General features: G+C 41.2%; 13 protein-coding genes, 11 tRNA genes and 2 rRNA genes. 25 read left to right on the top strand and 1 reads right to left on the bottom strand.

Annotated elements, in window-relative coordinates:
* Positions 1 to 10: 10 nt before the first annotated feature.
* From alr to NST60_RS09100, 11 genes are all read left to right on the top strand, one after another.
* Positions 11 to 1,168, top strand: coding sequence for an alanine racemase (alr, locus tag NST60_RS09150; RefSeq protein ID WP_169187739.1), 1,158 nt, complete (start codon positions 11 to 13; stop codon positions 1,166 to 1,168).
* Positions 1,169 to 1,519: 351 nt separating this feature from the next.
* The gene (locus tag NST60_RS09145) at positions 1,520 to 1,801 is read left to right on the top strand and encodes a CopG family ribbon-helix-helix protein (protein ID WP_016201247.1); all 282 of its coding nucleotides are present in this window, start codon (positions 1,520 to 1,522) and stop codon (positions 1,799 to 1,801) included.
* Between the two features lie 4 nt (positions 1,802 to 1,805).
* The gene (ndoA, locus tag NST60_RS09140) at positions 1,806 to 2,156 is read left to right on the top strand and encodes a type II toxin-antitoxin system endoribonuclease NdoA (RefSeq protein WP_169187740.1); all 351 of its coding nucleotides are present in this window, start codon (positions 1,806 to 1,808) and stop codon (positions 2,154 to 2,156) included.
* 840 nt (positions 2,157 to 2,996) lie between these two features.
* Positions 2,997 to 3,362 (top strand): STAS domain-containing protein, encoded by a 366-nt coding sequence (locus tag NST60_RS09135; RefSeq protein ID WP_016201244.1) that lies wholly within the window; start codon positions 2,997 to 2,999, stop codon positions 3,360 to 3,362.
* 3 nt (positions 3,363 to 3,365) lie between these two features.
* Positions 3,366 to 3,767: an anti-sigma regulatory factor gene (locus tag NST60_RS09130; RefSeq protein WP_016201243.1), complete on the top strand. Its 402-nt coding sequence runs from the start codon at positions 3,366 to 3,368 to the stop codon at positions 3,765 to 3,767.
* 11 nt (positions 3,768 to 3,778) lie between these two features.
* Entirely contained in the window at positions 3,779 to 4,789 is a 1,011-nt protein-coding gene (locus NST60_RS09125) for a PP2C family protein-serine/threonine phosphatase (protein WP_016201242.1), read from the top strand.
* Positions 4,790 to 4,844: 55 nt separating this feature from the next.
* Complete coding sequence (locus tag NST60_RS09120) at positions 4,845 to 5,177, top strand: anti-sigma factor antagonist (RefSeq protein ID WP_016201241.1); 333 nt, start codon at positions 4,845 to 4,847, stop codon at positions 5,175 to 5,177.
* Positions 5,174 to 5,644: an anti-sigma B factor RsbW gene (gene rsbW, locus NST60_RS09115; protein ID WP_016201240.1), complete on the top strand. Its 471-nt coding sequence runs from the start codon at positions 5,174 to 5,176 to the stop codon at positions 5,642 to 5,644. Before NST60_RS09120 ends, rsbW begins: the two co-directional genes overlap by 4 nt.
* On the top strand, positions 5,622 to 6,419 hold the full coding sequence (gene sigB / locus NST60_RS09110; RefSeq protein WP_016201239.1) for an RNA polymerase sigma factor SigB: 798 nt from the start codon (positions 5,622 to 5,624) through the stop codon (positions 6,417 to 6,419). The genes rsbW and sigB overlap by 23 nt, the downstream gene beginning before the upstream one ends.
* Positions 6,416 to 7,012 (top strand): PP2C family serine/threonine-protein phosphatase, encoded by a 597-nt coding sequence (locus NST60_RS09105; RefSeq protein ID WP_016201238.1) that lies wholly within the window; start codon positions 6,416 to 6,418, stop codon positions 7,010 to 7,012. Before sigB ends, NST60_RS09105 begins: the two co-directional genes overlap by 4 nt.
* A gap of 222 nt (positions 7,013 to 7,234) precedes the next feature.
* Positions 7,235 to 9,424: a Tex family protein gene (locus tag NST60_RS09100; RefSeq protein WP_101729027.1), complete on the top strand. Its 2,190-nt coding sequence runs from the start codon at positions 7,235 to 7,237 to the stop codon at positions 9,422 to 9,424.
* 101 nt (positions 9,425 to 9,525) lie between these two features.
* Here NST60_RS09100 and cmpA read toward each other — a convergent pair whose 3' ends face one another.
* Positions 9,526 to 9,642 (bottom strand): cortex morphogenetic protein CmpA, encoded by a 117-nt coding sequence (gene cmpA / locus NST60_RS09095; RefSeq protein ID WP_101729026.1) that lies wholly within the window; start codon positions 9,640 to 9,642, stop codon positions 9,526 to 9,528.
* A gap of 267 nt (positions 9,643 to 9,909) precedes the next feature.
* Between cmpA and NST60_RS09090 the strand changes: the two genes are divergently transcribed.
* The 14 genes from NST60_RS09090 to NST60_RS09025 all read left to right on the top strand — a co-directional run bounded on the left by NST60_RS09090 (position 9,910) and on the right by NST60_RS09025 (position 16,741).
* Entirely contained in the window at positions 9,910 to 10,392 is a 483-nt protein-coding gene (locus tag NST60_RS09090; RefSeq protein ID WP_040342602.1) for a SprT family protein, read from the top strand.
* 153 nt (positions 10,393 to 10,545) lie between these two features.
* Positions 10,546 to 10,620, top strand: a tRNA-Asn gene (locus NST60_RS09085).
* 5 nt (positions 10,621 to 10,625) lie between these two features.
* A tRNA-Ser gene (locus NST60_RS09080) sits at positions 10,626 to 10,716 on the top strand.
* A gap of 21 nt (positions 10,717 to 10,737) precedes the next feature.
* A tRNA-Glu gene (locus NST60_RS09075) sits at positions 10,738 to 10,809 on the top strand.
* 25 nt (positions 10,810 to 10,834) lie between these two features.
* A tRNA-Asp gene (locus NST60_RS09070) sits at positions 10,835 to 10,911 on the top strand.
* 19 nt (positions 10,912 to 10,930) lie between these two features.
* A tRNA-Gln gene (locus NST60_RS09065) sits at positions 10,931 to 11,005 on the top strand.
* 1 nt (position 11,006) lies between these two features.
* Positions 11,007 to 11,082: transfer RNA gene (locus NST60_RS09060), tRNA-Lys, on the top strand.
* 19 nt (positions 11,083 to 11,101) lie between these two features.
* Positions 11,102 to 11,186, top strand: a tRNA-Leu gene (locus NST60_RS09055).
* A gap of 51 nt (positions 11,187 to 11,237) precedes the next feature.
* A tRNA-Leu gene (locus NST60_RS09050) sits at positions 11,238 to 11,321 on the top strand.
* Positions 11,322 to 11,385: 64 nt separating this feature from the next.
* Positions 11,386 to 11,462 (top strand) — tRNA-Arg (locus NST60_RS09045).
* A 4-nt stretch (positions 11,463 to 11,466) separates the two neighbouring features.
* Positions 11,467 to 11,543, top strand: a tRNA-Pro gene (locus NST60_RS09040).
* 38 nt (positions 11,544 to 11,581) lie between these two features.
* Positions 11,582 to 11,655 (top strand) — tRNA-Gly (locus tag NST60_RS09035).
* 123 nt (positions 11,656 to 11,778) lie between these two features.
* Positions 11,779 to 13,327: ribosomal RNA gene (locus tag NST60_RS09030) — 16S ribosomal RNA — on the top strand.
* A gap of 478 nt (positions 13,328 to 13,805) precedes the next feature.
* A 23S ribosomal RNA gene (locus NST60_RS09025) occupies positions 13,806 to 16,741 on the top strand.
* Together the 16S and 23S rRNA genes with 11 tRNA genes alongside form the textbook arrangement of a ribosomal RNA operon.
* The last annotated feature ends 104 nt before the right edge of the window (positions 16,742 to 16,845 follow it).

Raw genomic sequence — 16,845 nt, 5'->3', positions numbered from 1 at the left:
TGTGAAGATTTTGAATCAAGAAGATACTTTTTATCGAGATACATGGGTGGAAATTGATCTTGATGCTATTGCATTTAATGTTAGTGAGTTAAGAAAAAGATTACATCCTGAAAATAAATTGATAGCGGTAGTAAAGGCAAATGGATATGGGCATGGAGCTTTGCAAATTGCTAAAACAGCATTACAGTCTGGTGCGGATAGCTTGGCTGTAGCTTTTTTAGATGAGGCGATTAGTTTAAGAAATAGTGGTGTTACTGCACCAATTCTTGTACTGGGCGCAAGTAGACCAAAAGATGTTATGACAGCGATAAAAAATCAGGTGACTTTAACTGTTTATCATGTGAACTGGCTGGAGGAAGCTCAACAATTTTTAAGTAAGGATGCTTCTTTAACGATCCATTTTAAGTTAGATACGGGCATGGGGAGAATTGGTTTAAGAAAGGAGCAGGAGATCCAGCAGGTAGAGGAATTACTGGTAAAGCATTCGAATATTGTCGTGGAGGGAGTTTTTACTCATTTCGCGACAGCGGATGAAAAAAATTCTTCTTATTTCGAGAACCAAATTCAACGCTTTAAGGAGCTACTTTCTTCCTTTTCAAAGCTGCCAGCAATTATTCATTGCAGTAATAGTGCGACCAGTCTTTTACATCCAGATTTACAATATAATGCTGTTCGTTTGGGGATTTCGATGTACGGATTGACACCATCTCTTGAGATTGAGCCTGATATACCTTATCTATTAAAAGAAGCTTTTTCCTTGCGCACAAAATTGGTCCAAGTGAAAAAGTTAAATAAAGGGGATAAAGTAAGCTATGGTGCAACGTATGAGGCGGAAGAAGAGGAATGGATAGGTACTTTGCCAATCGGCTATGCGGATGGATGGTTACGTAAACTGCAAGGACAAGAGGTTCTTATTGACGGAAGGAGAGTACCAATTGTTGGGAGGATTTGCATGGATCAATGCATGATAAGGCTCCCTTTCTATATAGAACCAGGTACAGAGATAACACTGATTGGGAAACAAAAAGATGAGATTATTTCTGTTAATGAAATTGCTGCTAAATTAGAAACGATTAATTATGAGGTTACCTGTATGATTTCTACAAGAGTCCCTCGTGTGTATAAACAAAATGGTGTTTTTACAGAAACAATGAATCCTTTAATTTAATTGTATATATAAAGGATAGAGGTATAATGCAAATATTTTAGGGCGATTATTGTAAAAAACATTATTTTAACTCTAGACTAAATAAATAGTAATGGATGATGAAAATAATGAATACATTAATTATGGTCACAGATACCATTTAGAGATAACTAATATGAAAAATATGGAATTACAGCTATTATTTTTGAGAATATTTTTCGTTTTTTCCATTCTTTCATGCATAAAAGGGATAATTTTTGGCGGATAATACAGTAGAATTGCTGAATGGACTTTGCAGAAACAATGAATAGTGGTATGATTAAAAAAAGCAGAGCTAAAAATGGTGTGTAGTGATGGTGGAGGTGTATGTTTGTGTCTGAATCCAGCGCAACGACAGAGATCATGATAAAATTACCAAAGCATTTGTTAACTGAATTGGACGGCTTCGTTAAGCAAGAAAATGTTAATCGTAGTGAATTTATTTATCAAGCAACGAAAATGTATCTTCGCGAACGGAAAAAGAGACATATCCGCGAATCGATGAGACGAGGATATATGGAAATGGCTAAATTAAATTTATCCATTGCATCAGAAAGCTTTCTCGCAGAATACGAGGCAGAGCATACAGTAGAACGTCTTGTAAGCGGAGGGTAATCCTTTGATTGTCAAACGTGGTGACGTTTATTTTGCAGACCTATCCCCAGTTGTTGGTTCAGAGCAAGGCGGAGTCCGTCCTGTACTTGTCATTCAAAACGACATCGGGAATCGGTTCAGTCCCACAGTCATTATTGCAGCAATTACAGCTCAGATTCAAAAGGCTAAATTGCCGACTCATGTGGAAATTGATGCGAAGCGATATGGTTTTGAAAGAGATTCAGTAATTCTTTTAGAACAAATTCGTACGATAGATAAACAGAGGCTAACGGACAAAATTACTCATCTTGATGAGGGAATGATGGAAAAAGTCGATGAAGCTCTACAAATTAGTTTAGGTCTCATTGAATTTTAAGAATAGAATGCGCTCGTTTGTAGCGCTTTTTTTTATAGTAACCGTTCTGCATGTGAAATAGCCTGTATATTGTTAGTAAAAGAACCTCCTATCTTTAATGGAGGTTCTCAGTTTGTCGACAAAAAGATTTTTAGAAACTTACATTGAATTTTCATGCGTTGCTTGGAGTGGAAGGGGTGAGACTCCTGTGGGATTAGCGAGACAGCTGAGACCCTGCAGGCCAAAGGCCGAAGCGGCTCAGCGCGAGCCCCACGGAAAGCGAACCCCTGGAACGGAGAGCAACATCCCTATTCAAAGGGACTAATAAAAATACTATAGACAAACCTCTATATCTAAAATTCAGGGGTTTGTCTACACTTTGAGAACCTCCTATCTTTAATGGAGGTTCTTTCTATTTTAATTTTAAAAGCACTAATAATAAAAAAGTAGGCATCTGTCTCTATGGTGTGACAAAAAATTTTATTAACTCGTATAAAAAGGTTTCAAAAAGAATCAGAATGGGAATATAGAAAAGTCATCTCCTATATAAATATAGGATCAGTCAATTTTCAACTGAAAATAATGCCCAAAAATACCGATTGTTTTTCAATATATCAGTTTTTGAAAATAGAAAGTCTCTCTTAATATGATAAAATGGAGAAAGGCTAATTATAATTATAGAGCAAGTAAACAGGTTAAATGAAATGTGCTGGAGATCTATAAAAAAAATGTATTAATCTATATGATGTAGATAAATACCAAGGTCTATATTTAGCATTTGCTTCTGTCATATAGAGAAATCCCTATAAAGGGATTGGTAAGTTTGTAAAAATATATTAAAAGAAAGTTGGTTGGTTTTGGGTGAATAGAGTAAGAATACCAATATTAAAACTTTATGACTATTTACTAGTATCTATTCAATGGGAGTTAGATGACCAAACAGCCCTTCAGTTTCAAGAGGATTTATTAAATAAAATCCATGAGACTAGTGCAAGTGGAGTAGTTATTGATTTAACTTCCATTGATTTTATAGATTCATTTATTGCAAAAGTGTTAGGTGATGTAATCGGTATGTCGAAGCTAATGGGGGCTAAGGTGGTACTGACAGGAATTCAACCTGCTGTTGCCATCACCTTAGTAGAACTAGGTATCAGTTTAAACGATGTTTTAACTGCCTTAGATCTAGAAAAAGGTTTGGAGAAATTACAACAGGAATTGGAGGATTGACCTATGGGAGACCAATCCTGTGTAAAAATCGTAAATGAATGGGACATCGTTGCTGCTCGACAATTAGGCAGAAATATTGCAAAAGAGCTCGGCTTCGGTACCGTCGATCAAGCACGTATTACAACTGCAATTAGTGAACTAGCAAGAAATATATATTTGTATGCTGGACAAGGACAGATTTGTATTGAAAAGCTGTTTGAAAATGGGAAATCAGGTTTGAAACTAATTGCAATAGATAGTGGTCCTGGAATCAAGGATATTAGACAAGTGATGCAAGACGGTTTTTCTACCTCCGGCGGGTTAGGTGCTGGATTACCAGGTGTAAAAAGGCTGATGGATGAGTTTGATATTAAAACCTCTATCGGTGAGGGGACAGAAATTCAGGCAGTGAAGTGGCTAAGATAGGGGGAGAGATAATGGATTTCCGGGAAATGATGGAATCTAAGTATCGAGATCTTCTTGTGAACTATATTAAAGATGAATCGGAACAAGCTCTTTATCAAGGGCAAAAGTTTAGTAGAAAATCCATTGAACAAAAAATATCGCCAGAAGATATCATCAGTTTACATAAATCAATTCTTATGGATTTATACCCAGAGATGCCTGAATATGTAACAAAATCCTTTGATATTCTTTTAGAGGTCATGATTGGGTATGGATTTGCCTATAGAGAACATCAAAGCCTTCGTCATGTTCAACAAGAATTAAGAAGTGAAATGGAGATCGCTGCAAATGTTCAGCAAACATTATTAAGCACTGATATTCCAAAAGCAGATGGGTTAGATATCGGCGCAATCAGTGTTCCTGCTAAAATGATGAATGGAGATTATTATCACTTTGTTCATGATGATGATCAGGTGATTAATATTGCAATTGCGGATGTAATTGGAAAAGGAATTCCTGCTGCTATGTGCATGTCGATGATTAAGTATGCGATGGATAGTCTCCCTGAAAATAGGAATAAACCAAGTAATGTATTAGAAAACTTAAATAGGGTTGTAGAGCAAAATGTAGATCCCAGTATGTTCATTACGATGTTTTATGGAGCGTATGATGTATTGTCACATGTATTTCATTATGCGTCAGCTGGTCACGAACCTGGCTTATATTATCAAGCAGAAACCAAGCAGTTTAGTGAGTTGAAAACAAAGGGATTACTACTAGGCGTCGATAAAAAAACAAAATATCAGCAATTTGAAAAGCAAGTTTATCCAGGTGATATGATTATTTTAATGTCAGATGGAGTAACCGAGTGTAGAACGAAGGAAGGCTTTATTGATAAAGAAACGCTTCTTGGATATATAAGAAAACATATGCACTTAGATGCACAAAATATTGTCAAAAATGTCTATAAGGAATTAGAAAAGATTCAAGACTTCCAATTGCGTGATGATTTTACTTTAATTATTTTTAAAAGAGAAGTTTAACATCGTAAATGATCGGGTATAAGACAATATCGTAATAATGTAAAGGTGGGTCGGGATGAATATCATAATCGATGTAAAGGAAAAAGAATTGGATGTAGAAGTCAAGGTTTCTGGTGAAATTGATGCGTATACTGCTCCAAAACTAAGAGAGCGAATTTATTCCTTTTCTGAACAAGAAGGAATAAAAATGATAATAGATTTGTCAGATGTTAACTATATGGACAGTACTGGTTTAGGGGTATTTGTAGGCATATTTAAGAATGTTCGTGCAAACAATGGCGAATTCAAGTTAATAGGTCTATCAAGCCGTTTAATTAGATTGTTTGAAATAACTGGATTGGCAGATATTATAGACATAAATAGTAAGATAGAAGGTGGAATCCAATGAGTCATTTTGAGTACATCGAAATGAAAATTCCTTCTAAACCAGAGTATGTTGGGATTATTCGCTTAACATTATCTGGAATTGCAAGCAGAATGGGCTTCAGCTACGATGAAATTGAAGATTTAAAAATAGCGACAAGCGAAGCATGTACAAATGCTGTGCAACATGCGTACAAGAATAATGACGCAGGAGAAGTTTTAATAGGATTTCGATTATATAATGATCGCTTAGAAGTTATTGTAGCTGATAATGGAAAGAGTTTTGACTTTCATTCCACTACAAAAGATTTGGGCCCTTATGAGCAGGATGAGTCAGTGGAATTTCTTCGCGAAGGAGGACTTGGCCTATACTTGATCGAAACATTAATGGATGAAGTAAAGATTCACCATAATAACGGGGTAACTGTTTTCATGACTAAATACCTCGAAGGAGAGCAGGTGGAGAGGGATGCAGAAACAATCTCAACCTAATCGCCATTTACCAAAAGAAGAAGTAAATGCATTAATAAAACAATTTCAGAGCACACAAGACGAGCAGGCACAAGAAAAGCTTGTTATAAATTATCGTGACTTAGTAGAAATGCTGGCACGAAAATATTCTAAAGGAAAAATGTTTCATGAAGATATTACACAGGTTGGGATAATCGGATTAATAGGAGCTATTCATCGATATGATGAAAGCTTTGGGAAAAGTTTTGAAGCGTTTGCTGTCCCAACGGTTATTGGAGAAATCAAACGATTTTTAAGAGATAAAACGTGGAGTGTTCATGTACCTAGAAGAATTAAAGAACTTGGCCCTAAAATAAAGAAAACCGTTGAACAACTTACTACTGATTTACAACGTTCACCAAAGGTAAATGAAATCGCCGATTATTTAGAGGTATCCGAAGAAGAAGTGCTAGAAGCAATGGAAATGGGCAGAAGCTATCAAGCGTTATCTGTTGATCATTCCATTGAAGCGGATTCGGAAGGCGGAACTGTTACACTTCTAGATATTGTAGGAGATGTGGATCAAGGGTTTGAAAGAGTGAATCAAAAGTTAGTACTGGAGAAGGTATTGCATGTATTAACGGAGAGAGAAAAAAGCATTATTCAATATACATATTTGGATAATCTTAGTCAGAAGGAAGCTGGAGAAAAACTTGGGATTTCTCAGATGCATGTTTCAAGGCTTCAAAGAAGAGCAATTAAGAAGCTTCAAGAAGCAATACAGGCAGAATCCAGTAATTCGGAGTTTATCTTATGAACGAGTTGAAAGACAACAATGTTCATGTACTCGCCTATCAGACTAGCAAGAAAGGGAAAACCCTTTGTGGAGATAGCTTTTTTTATACATCAACGGATGATTACTTTGTTTGTGTATTAGCGGATGGTCTTGGCAGTGGCGAATACGCAAATGAAGCATCCGTTGCAGTTACTGAGATCATAAAAGAAAATCATGCGAAATCAGTAGAGGAATTAATGGAACTATCGAACGATGTTCTAGTAAAGAAAAGAGGAGCTGCTGTTTGTGTTTTTAAAATAAACTATGCTTCTAAGACCATTGTTTATAGCTGTGTAGGCAATATACGTTTTTTTCTGTATTCTCCTTCAGGTAAATTAACCTATCCACTCCCGGTAACGGGGTATTTATCTGGGAGACCTCAACATTATCATACACAACGTTTTACTTTTGAGAATCATGCCAAATTTCTTGTTTTTTCCGATGGGTTTAATATTCAAGGAATTAAAAACTTGCTAAAAGGATATTTACCGATTAGCTCCATAGCGGATAACATTGTTGGGAAATATAATAATTCAGACGATGATTCTACCTTTATTCTAGGAAGCTTGCTTTAAAAAGTAAGCTTTTTCTTTTTGTCTAATAGTAGGTTTTTAAGTAGATAGAGCGGCAAAATTAAGGAAGGGAACGTAAATTCATGTGTTGATAATATGCTTTCATGAGACCTTTTGATAAAATAGAAGTAAGTGAAAATAAAAGGTATTACTTTTAGTGGGTAAGAGAAATGGAAAGACTGTTTCAAGTGAGTTGGATGGAGATTAGAAAGGATAGTGAGTCGTATGGAGAAGGTTTTGGAACAGCAAAAAGGGCAGGATTATTTATCTATTATTGCAAAAGAACAGAATGTTTCAATGAAACAGGTGAAAAGTGTTATTACATTAATAGAAGATGGGAATACCGTCCCTTTTATTGCTAGATACAGAAAAGAACAAACTGGGGCACTAGATGAGGTGCAGATTAAGGATATTATTGATCGTTATACATATATTCAAAACCTAGCACAAAGAAAAGAAGAAGTTATTCGGTTAATTGAGGAACAAGGAAAACTGACAGAAGAACTTCGCAAGAATATTACAAAGGCAATCAAGTTACAAGAAGTAGAAGACCTTTATCGTCCGTATAAGCAAAAGCGTCGAACAAAAGCAACTATTGCAAAGGAAAAAGGCTTAGAGCCATTTGCAGAATGGTTATTAAATAGGAATCAAGAAAACTCTTTGGAAGAGGAAGCGCGTAAATATATTTCTGAAGAAAAAGATGTACTAACAATCGAAGATGCGATAAATGGAGCGAAGGATATATTGGCAGAGCGCATATCGGATGACGCAGAGAGCAGAAAATGGATTAGAAACAAGACGATGCTTAGTGGGAAAATCCAATCTAGCTCTAAAAATGCTGAAAAAGACGAAAAAAATATTTATGAAATGTATTATGAGTATGAAGAACCGGTAAACAAGATTGTTCCTCATCGGACATTAGCTTTAAATAGAGGGGAAAAAGAAGATATCTTAAAAGTAGCGATTATTGCTCCTGTCGATGTGATAATAGAATATTTAGAGGAAAAATGGATAACAAATACTCGTTCGCCTGCAGCGAGCATTATAAAAGAGGCGTTAGAAGATGGTTTTAAACGTCTTATTCAGCCTTCTATCGAAAGAGAAATAAGAAATGAGCTAACAGAAAAGGCTGAAGAACAGGCAATACATATTTTCTCAGAAAATCTTAGAAATCTATTATTGCAACCACCATTAAAAGGGAAAATGGTTCTTGGTGTAGATCCAGCATATCGGACAGGCTGTAAATTAGCAGTAGTAGATGAAACAGGAAAAGTATTAGAAATTGGTGTAATTTATCCACATCCACCTGTATCAAAAACTGCAGAAGCAAAAGATAAATTTCAAAGCATTCTTAACCGCTATAATATAGAAATGGTTGCAGTCGGGAACGGAACAGCATCAAGGGAAACAGAACAATTTGTTGCAGAAATGCTAAAGAAACAAAATAAAGAGATCTTTTATTTAATTGTGAATGAAGCAGGTGCAAGTGTCTATTCTGCTTCAGAAATTGCTAGAGAAGAATTCCCGGATTTTCAAGTAGAAGAGAGAAGTGCGGTGTCAATTGCAAGAAGATTGCAAGATCCACTTGCTGAGTTAGTGAAAATTGACCCGAAATCTGTTGGTGTCGGTCAATATCAACATGATGTATCGCAAAAAAAATTAGCTGAATCATTGCACTTTGTCGTAGAGACCGCAGTTAACCAAGTAGGTGTTAATGTAAACACTGCATCTTCTTCCCTATTACAATATGTCGCTGGCCTTTCCAAAGCGGTTGCTAATAATATCGTGAAAAAACGAGAAGAAGAGGGCAAGTTTAGTAATCGTAAGCAATTAAAGAAGATACCACGTCTAGGAGCAAAAACATATGAACAAGCAATTGGCTTCTTGCGCGTCTTGGATGGAGAAGAGGCTCTAGATCGAACAGGTATCCACCCTGAGCATTATGATGAAGTGAAAAAACTCCTATCTAAGTTAGGATTTAAGTCACAGGATATTGGCACGCAAGCGTTAAAAGAAGCCTTGACGAAAGTAGCATTAAAGGAGATTGCCCAGGAACTTAATATGGGAGAATTAACATTAAAGGATATTATTGATGCATTAGTTCGTCCATCTCGTGATCCACGTGAAGATCTTCCCGCACCGCTATTACGTAAAGATGTATTGAAGCTAGAAGATTTGCAAACAGGAATGGAACTACAAGGTACGGTTAGAAATGTAGTCGATTTTGGAGCGTTTGTAGATATTGGAGTAAAACAAGATGGCTTAGTTCATATTTCTAAGCTGAGCAACAAGTTTGTTAAGCATCCACTTGATATAGTAAGTGTAGGGGATGTTGTTACAGTTTGGGTAGATAGCGTAGATCATAATAAGGGAAGAGTTGCACTTACGATGCTGAGCCCAAAAGAAGAAAAATAACGAATGGAAGCAAGCCTACGTTTACTAAAAAACGCAGGCTTTTCCTACATAAGAAGAGTTGATTGAAAGTTATTCGTACAATAATCAAGTAAGAGCAAAAGTTAACTAGGAGTATTTTTACGGCAATAGTAATACCAGCATTGATTCAATAGCTTTACTTGATAGCTGTTTTTTTCATAGAAAGCTTTTTTAATTTGGTTTTGTAACCAATTAGGCATTATATCCACTCCTTGCTTTTATTTCGTTATGGCTAATTTAAGAACTCTCCTTCTTTTAAATTCCATTAGTTTATATAAGAGAAGCGAGAAAAAAGGCTGTTTGTACTTGTTTGAAAAAAACGGAAATTTAGACACCACTCTAAATAACATAACGGGTAAAATATGCTTTGGTTTAAGTGGTATCCATGATTTGTGTAGATTTTAGTAAGTGATAAGATTATTGTATGCTATAATAGTTTGTCTTGTTGAGGAGGGATGAGCAGAACGATGACAAATGAAGAATTACAAAGGTTAGTGGAGGATATATCATGGGAATATTTTAAAAGGAAGTTTGAACACGAAGCATCTTTTAATCCCAGATTAAGAACCACTGGGGGAAGGTATTTATTAAGTTCGCATAATATTGAAATTAATAAAACGTATTATGAGATGATGGGATTGGATGAATTAATAGGGATCATTAAGCATGAATTATGCCATTATCATCTTCATTTATTAAAAAGAGGTTATCAGCATAAGGATGCAGACTTTAAGTCTCTTCTAAAAAGGGTAGGTGGTCCAAGATATTGTTCTCCCTTACCAGCTGAAAGTAAGAAAGGAAAATCAAAGAAATTACTTATTTATTCTTGTGTTTCTTGTAAACAGAAATATACGAGAAGAAAACGAATGGACATAAAAAAGTATGTTTGTGGGAAATGTAGAGGGAGATTAATATTAGAAGAAATAATAGATGTGGATAGACAATCTTAACGTGGTTAATTTTTATTTTAAAAAAGTTTTAAAAGGCGCTTGACTTATTATTTATATGTCCTTATAATGTAAAGAGTCGACAAGAGAGCGGCTGATTAATTCAACTGCTAATAACTATCTTGTTTAGATAGTGGACAAGTCGATAAAAATTATTCCGCAGTAGCTCAGTGGTAGAGCATTCGGCTGTTAACCGAACGGTCGTAGGTTCGAGTCCTACCTGCGGAGCCATTTTTGGGGAAGTACTCAAGAGGCTGAAGAGGCGCCCCTGCTAAGGGTGTAGGTCGCGTGAGCGGCGCGAGGGTTCAAATCCCTCCTTCTCCGCCAGAAAGCAATTTTAAAGATCATGGCCCGTTGGTCAAGCGGTTAAGACACCGCCCTTTCACGGCGGTAACACGGGTTCGAATCCCGTACGGGTCACTTGTTAGTTGTTATTAGAAAAAATGGTCCGGTAGTTCAGTTGGTTAGAATGCCTGCCTGTCACGCAGGAGGTCGCGGGTTCGAGTCCCGTCCGGACCGCCATTTATATTTATTTGTTTATTGGGCTATAGCCAAGCGGTAAGGCAACGGACTTTGACTCCGTCACTCGTTGGTTCGAATCCAGCTAGCCCAGCCACGAGCCATTAGCTCAGTCGGTAGAGCATCTGACTTTTAATCAGAGGGTCGGAGGTTCGAATCCTCCATGGCTCACCATTTTGAATATTAGAATTAAGCGGGTGTGGCGGAATTGGCAGACGCACTAGACTTAGGATCTAGCGCCGCAAGGCGTGGGGGTTCGACTCCCTTCACCCGCACCATCTAATGAACGAAAAAGATTTATGAATGTACAATGGATTATCTCTTATAGTGCGGTCGTGGCGGAATGGCAGACGCGCTAGGTTGAGGGCCTAGTGGGGGTTAACCCCGTGGAGGTTCAAGTCCTCTCGGCCGCATCGAAAAAAGTGTTGACAGCCGATAAAAAGTATTGTATGATTATAAAGTCGCTTTCGGAAATATGCGCCCGTAGCTCAATTGGATAGAGCGTCTGACTACGGATCAGAAGGTTATGGGTTCGACTCCTTTCGGGCGCGCCATATTCGGGAAGTAGCTCAGCTTGGTAGAGCACTTGGTTTGGGACCAAGGGGTCGCAGGTTCGAATCCTGTCTTCCCGACCATGAATATCAAGCAAAAGTGAATATTACTCTCAATTAATGCGGGTGTAGTTTAATGGTAAAACCTCAGCCTTCCAAGCTGATGTCGTGGGTTCGATTCCCATCACCCGCTCCAAATTATTTTATTGCTCTTTGAAAACTGAACAAACAAACGTCAACAATAATCGTTTTATAATGAATGTTATAAAACAAAACAAGTAATAAAAAGCTAGAGTTTAGCAATGAGCTAATCAACTCTTTATTGGAGAGTTTGATCCTGGCTCAGGACGAACGCTGGCGGCGTGCCTAATACATGCAAGTCGAGCGGACTTTAAAAGCTTGCTTTTAAAGTTAGCGGCGGACGGGTGAGTAACACGTGGGCAACCTGCCTGTAAGACTGGGATAACTTCGGGAAACCGGAGCTAATACCGGATAATTCTTTCCACCACATGGTGGAAAGCTGAAAGACGGCATCTCGCTGTCACTTACAGATGGGCCCGCGGCGCATTAGCTAGTTGGTGAGGTAACGGCTCACCAAGGCAACGATGCGTAGCCGACCTGAGAGGGTGATCGGCCACACTGGGACTGAGACACGGCCCAGACTCCTACGGGAGGCAGCAGTAGGGAATCTTCCGCAATGGACGAAAGTCTGACGGAGCAACGCCGCGTGAGTGATGAAGGTTTTCGGATCGTAAAGCTCTGTTGTTAGGGAAGAACAAGTACAAGAGTAACTGCTTGTACCTTGACGGTACCTAACCAGAAAGCCACGGCTAACTACGTGCCAGCAGCCGCGGTAATACGTAGGTGGCAAGCGTTGTCCGGAATTATTGGGCGTAAAGCGCGCGCAGGCGGTCCTTTAAGTCTGATGTGAAAGCCCACGGCTCAACCGTGGAGGGTCATTGGAAACTGGGGGACTTGAGTGCAGAAGAGAAGAGTGGAATTCCACGTGTAGCGGTGAAATGCGTAGAGATGTGGAGGAACACCAGTGGCGAAGGCGACTCTTTGGTCTGTAACTGACGCTGAGGCGCGAAAGCGTGGGGAGCAAACAGGATTAGATACCCTGGTAGTCCACGCCGTAAACGATGAGTGCTAAGTGTTAGAGGGTTTCCGCCCTTTAGTGCTGCAGCAAACGCATTAAGCACTCCGCCTGGGGAGTACGGCCGCAAGGCTGAAACTCAAAGGAATTGACGGGGGCCCGCACAAGCGGTGGAGCATGTGGTTTAATTCGAAGCAACGCGAAGAACCTTACCAGGTCTTGACATCCTCTGACACTCCTAGAGATAGGACGTTCCCCTTCGGGGGACAGAGTGACAGGTGGTGCATGGTTGTCGTCAGCTCGTGTCGTGAGATGTTGGGTTAAGTCCCGCAACGAGCGCAACCCTTGATCTTAGTTGCCAGCATTAAGTTGGGCACTCTAAGGTGACTGCCGGTGACAAACCGGAGGAAGGTGGGGATGACGTCAAATCATCATGCCCCTTATGACCTGGGCTACACACGTGCTACAATGGATGGTACAAAGGGCAGCAAAACCGCGAGGTCGAGCAAATCCCATAAAACCATTCTCAGTTCGGATTGTAGGCTGCAACTCGCCTACATGAAGCTGGAATCGCTAGTAATCGCGGATCAGCATGCCGCGGTGAATACGTTCCCGGGCCTTGTACACACCGCCCGTCACACCACGAGAGTTTGTAACACCCGAAGTCGGTGGGGTAACCTTTTGGAGCCAGCCGCCTAAGGTGGGATAGATGATTGGGGTGAAGTCGTAACAAGGTAGCCGTATCGGAAGGTGCGGCTGGATCACCTCCTTTCTAAGGAAAATGGAATTTACATTCCATCATAGATTGTTGACGATTTGTTGTTCAGTTTTGAGGGAGCAATTAATTCCTCAAAACAGTAAGAAGTTTGAGGGTAAAGAGAAACAAGTAGATCAAGGAAGTGCCTGAGTGAGCACCGGAGCGTACGACAGTACGTGAGGAGCAGAGCAAAGAAGCTGACGAAGAGATGCGAAGTTTATCTTTAGCCGAAATTGTTCCTTGAAAACTAGATTATGAATAGTAAAAACAAGAAAGAAACCGAGTAATCGCCATCTTAGATTCTCTATGTTAGAGAATTATTTCTTTGAAAAGTAATCGTATTAAACGAATACCTATTCAAAGAATGGAGGGTAAAGAGAAACGAGCAGGTCAAGGAAGCGACGGAGCGAGCACCGGAGCGTACGACAGTACGTGAGGAGCAGAGTGAAGAAGCTGACGAAGAGATGTGAAGTTTATCTTTAGCCGACAACTAAGTTAAGTTAGAAAGGGCGCACGGTGGATGCCTTGGCACTAGGAGCCGATGAAGGACGGGATTAACACCGATATGCTTTGGGGAGCTGTAAGTAAGCTTTGATCCAGAGATTTCCGAATGGGGGAACCCTCTATCCGTAATGGGATAGAATCTTTACCTGAATACATAGGGTACTGAAGGCAGACCCGGGGAACTGAAACATCTAAGTACCCGGAGGAAGAGAAAGCAAACGCGATTCCCTGAGTAGCGGCGAGCGAAACGGGATTAGCCCAAACCAAGAGGCTTGCCTCTTGGGGTTGTAGGACACTCTATATGGAGTTACAAAGGAACGGGGTAGACGAATCGATCTGGAAAGGTCAGTCGTAGAAGGTAAAAACCCTGTAGTCGAAACTTCGTTCCCTCTTGAGTGTATCCTGAGTACGGCGGGACACGAGAAATCCCGTCGGAAGCAGGGAGGACCATCTCCCAAGGCTAAATACTCCCTAGTGACCGATAGTGAACCAGTACCGTGAGGGAAAGGTGAAAAGCACCCCGGAAGGGGAGTGAAATAGATCCTGAAACCGTGTGCCTACAAGTAGTTAGAGCCCTTTTATGGGTGATAGCGTGCCTTTTGTAGAATGAACCGGCGAGTTACGATTACATGCGAGGTTAAGTTGAAGAGACGGAGCCGCAGCGAAAGCGAGTCTGAATAGGGCGAAATAGTATGTGGTTGTAGACCCGAAACCAGGTGATCTACCCATGTCCAGGGTGAAGTCCAGGTAACACTGGATGGAGGCCCGAACCCACGCACGTTGAAAAGTGCGGGGATGAGGTGTGGGTAGCGGAGAAATTCCAATCGAACTTGGAGATAGCTGGTTCTCTCCGAAATAGCTTTAGGGCTAGCCTCAAGATTGAGAGTATTGGAGGTAGAGCACTGTTTGGACTAGGGGCCCCCATCGGGTTACCGAATTCAGACAAACTCCGAATGCCAAATACTTATTCTTGGGAGTCAGACTACGAGTGATAAGATCCGTGGTCAAGAGGGAAACAGCCCAGACCACCAGCTAAGGTCCCAAAGTATACGTTAAGTGGAAAAGGATGTGGAGTTGCTTAGACAACCAGGATGTTGGCTTAGAAGCAGCCACCATTTAAAGAGTGCGTAATAGCTCACTGGTCGAGTGACTCTGCGCCGAAAATGTACCGGGGCTAAACGTATCACCGAAGCTGTGGATTGACATCTATGATGTCAGTGGTAGGAGAGCGTTCTAAGGGCGTTGAAGCTAGACCGTAAGGACTGGTGGAGCGCTTAGAAGTGAGAATGCCGGTATGAGTAGCGAAAGATGAGTGAGAATCTCATCCACCGAATGCCTAAGGTTTCCTGAGGAAGGCTCGTCCGCTCAGGGTTAGTCGGGACCTAAGCCGAGGCTGAAAAGCGTAGGCGATGGACAACAGGTTGATATTCCTGTACCACCTTTAAATCATTTGAGCAATGGGGGGACGCAGGAGGATAGGGTAAGCGTGCTGTTGGATTAGCACGTCCAAGCAGTTAGGCCGGTAATGAGGCAAATCCCATTACCATGTCAGCTGAGCTGTGACGGCGAGGGAAATATAGTACCGAAGTTCCTGATTCCACACTGCCAAGAAAAGCCTCTAGCGAGATTTATGGTGCCCGTACCGCAAACCGACACAGGTAGGCGAGGAGAGAATCCTAAGGTGAGCGAGAGAACTCTCGTTAAGGAACTCGGCAAAATGACCCCGTAACTTCGGGAGAAGGGGTGCTCTTTTGGGTGTTAAAGCCCGAGAGAGCCGCAGTGAATAGGCCCAGGCGACTGTTTAGCAAAAACACAGGTCTCTGCGAAGCCGCAAGGCGAAGTATAGGGGCTGACACCTGCCCGGTGCTGGAAGGTTAAGAGGAGGGGTTAGTCGTAAGACGAAGCTCTGAATTGAAGCCCCAGTAAACGGCGGCCGTAACTATAACGGTCCTAAGGTAGCGAAATTCCTTGTCGGGTAAGTTCCGACCCGCACGAAAGGTGTAACGATCTGGGCACTGTCTCAACGAGAGACTCGGTGAAATTATAGTACCTGTGAAGATGCAGGTTACCCGCGACAGGACGGAAAGACCCCGTGGAGCTTTACTGCAGCCTGATATTGAATTTTGGTACAGCTTGTACAGGATAGGTAGGAGCCTTGGAAGCCGGAGCGCCAGCTTCGGTGGAGGCATTGGTGGGATACTACCCTGGCTGTATTGACATTCTAACCCGCACCCCTGATCGGGGTGGGAGACAGTGTCAGGTGGGCAGTTTGACTGGGGCGGTCGCCTCCTAAAAAGTAACGGAGGCGCCCAAAGGTTCCCTCAGAATGGTTGGAAATCATTCGTAGAGTGTAAAGGCACAAGGGAGCTTGACTGCGAGACCTACAAGTCGAGCAGGGACGAAAGTCGGGCTTAGTGATCCGGTGGTTCCGCATGGAAGGGCCATCGCTCAACGGATAAAAGCTACCCCGGGGATAACAGGCTTATCTCCCCCAAGAGTCCACATCGACGGGGAGGTTTGGCACCTCGATGTCGGCTCATCGCATCCTGGGGCTGTAGTCGGTCCCAAGGGTTGGGCTGTTCGCCCATTAAAGCGGTACGCGAGCTGGGTTCAGAACGTCGTGAGACAGTTCGGTCCCTATCCGTCGTGGGCGTAGGAAATTTGAGAGGAGCTGTCCTTAGTACGAGAGGACCGGGATGGACGCACCGCTGGTGTACCAGTTGTCTTGCCAAAGGCATCGCTGGGTAGCTATGTGCGGAAGGGATAAGTGCTGAAAGCATCTAAGCATGAAGCCCCCCTCAAGATGAGATTTCCCATAGCGTAAGCTAGTAAGATCCCTGAAAGATGATCAGGTTGATAGGTCAGAGATGGAAGCGTGGCGACATGTGGAGTTGACTGATACTAATAGATCGAGGACTTAACTAAAATGAAAAGCGGAAACGCCTGTTTATCGACGTAGAAACTGGAGGAGCATCGACTGAGATAAAGGAAACACGATGAACGTAAGTGAATCGATGTTGACTTATCGT

It is taken from the genome of Niallia sp. FSL W8-1348 (assembly GCF_038006745.1).
In the GTDB taxonomy this organism is placed as follows: Bacteria; Bacillota; Bacilli; order Bacillales; family Cytobacillaceae; genus Niallia; species Niallia alba.
The sequence above is the reverse complement of the archived record's forward strand: the minus strand, read 5'-3'. Positions and strand labels throughout refer to the sequence as shown.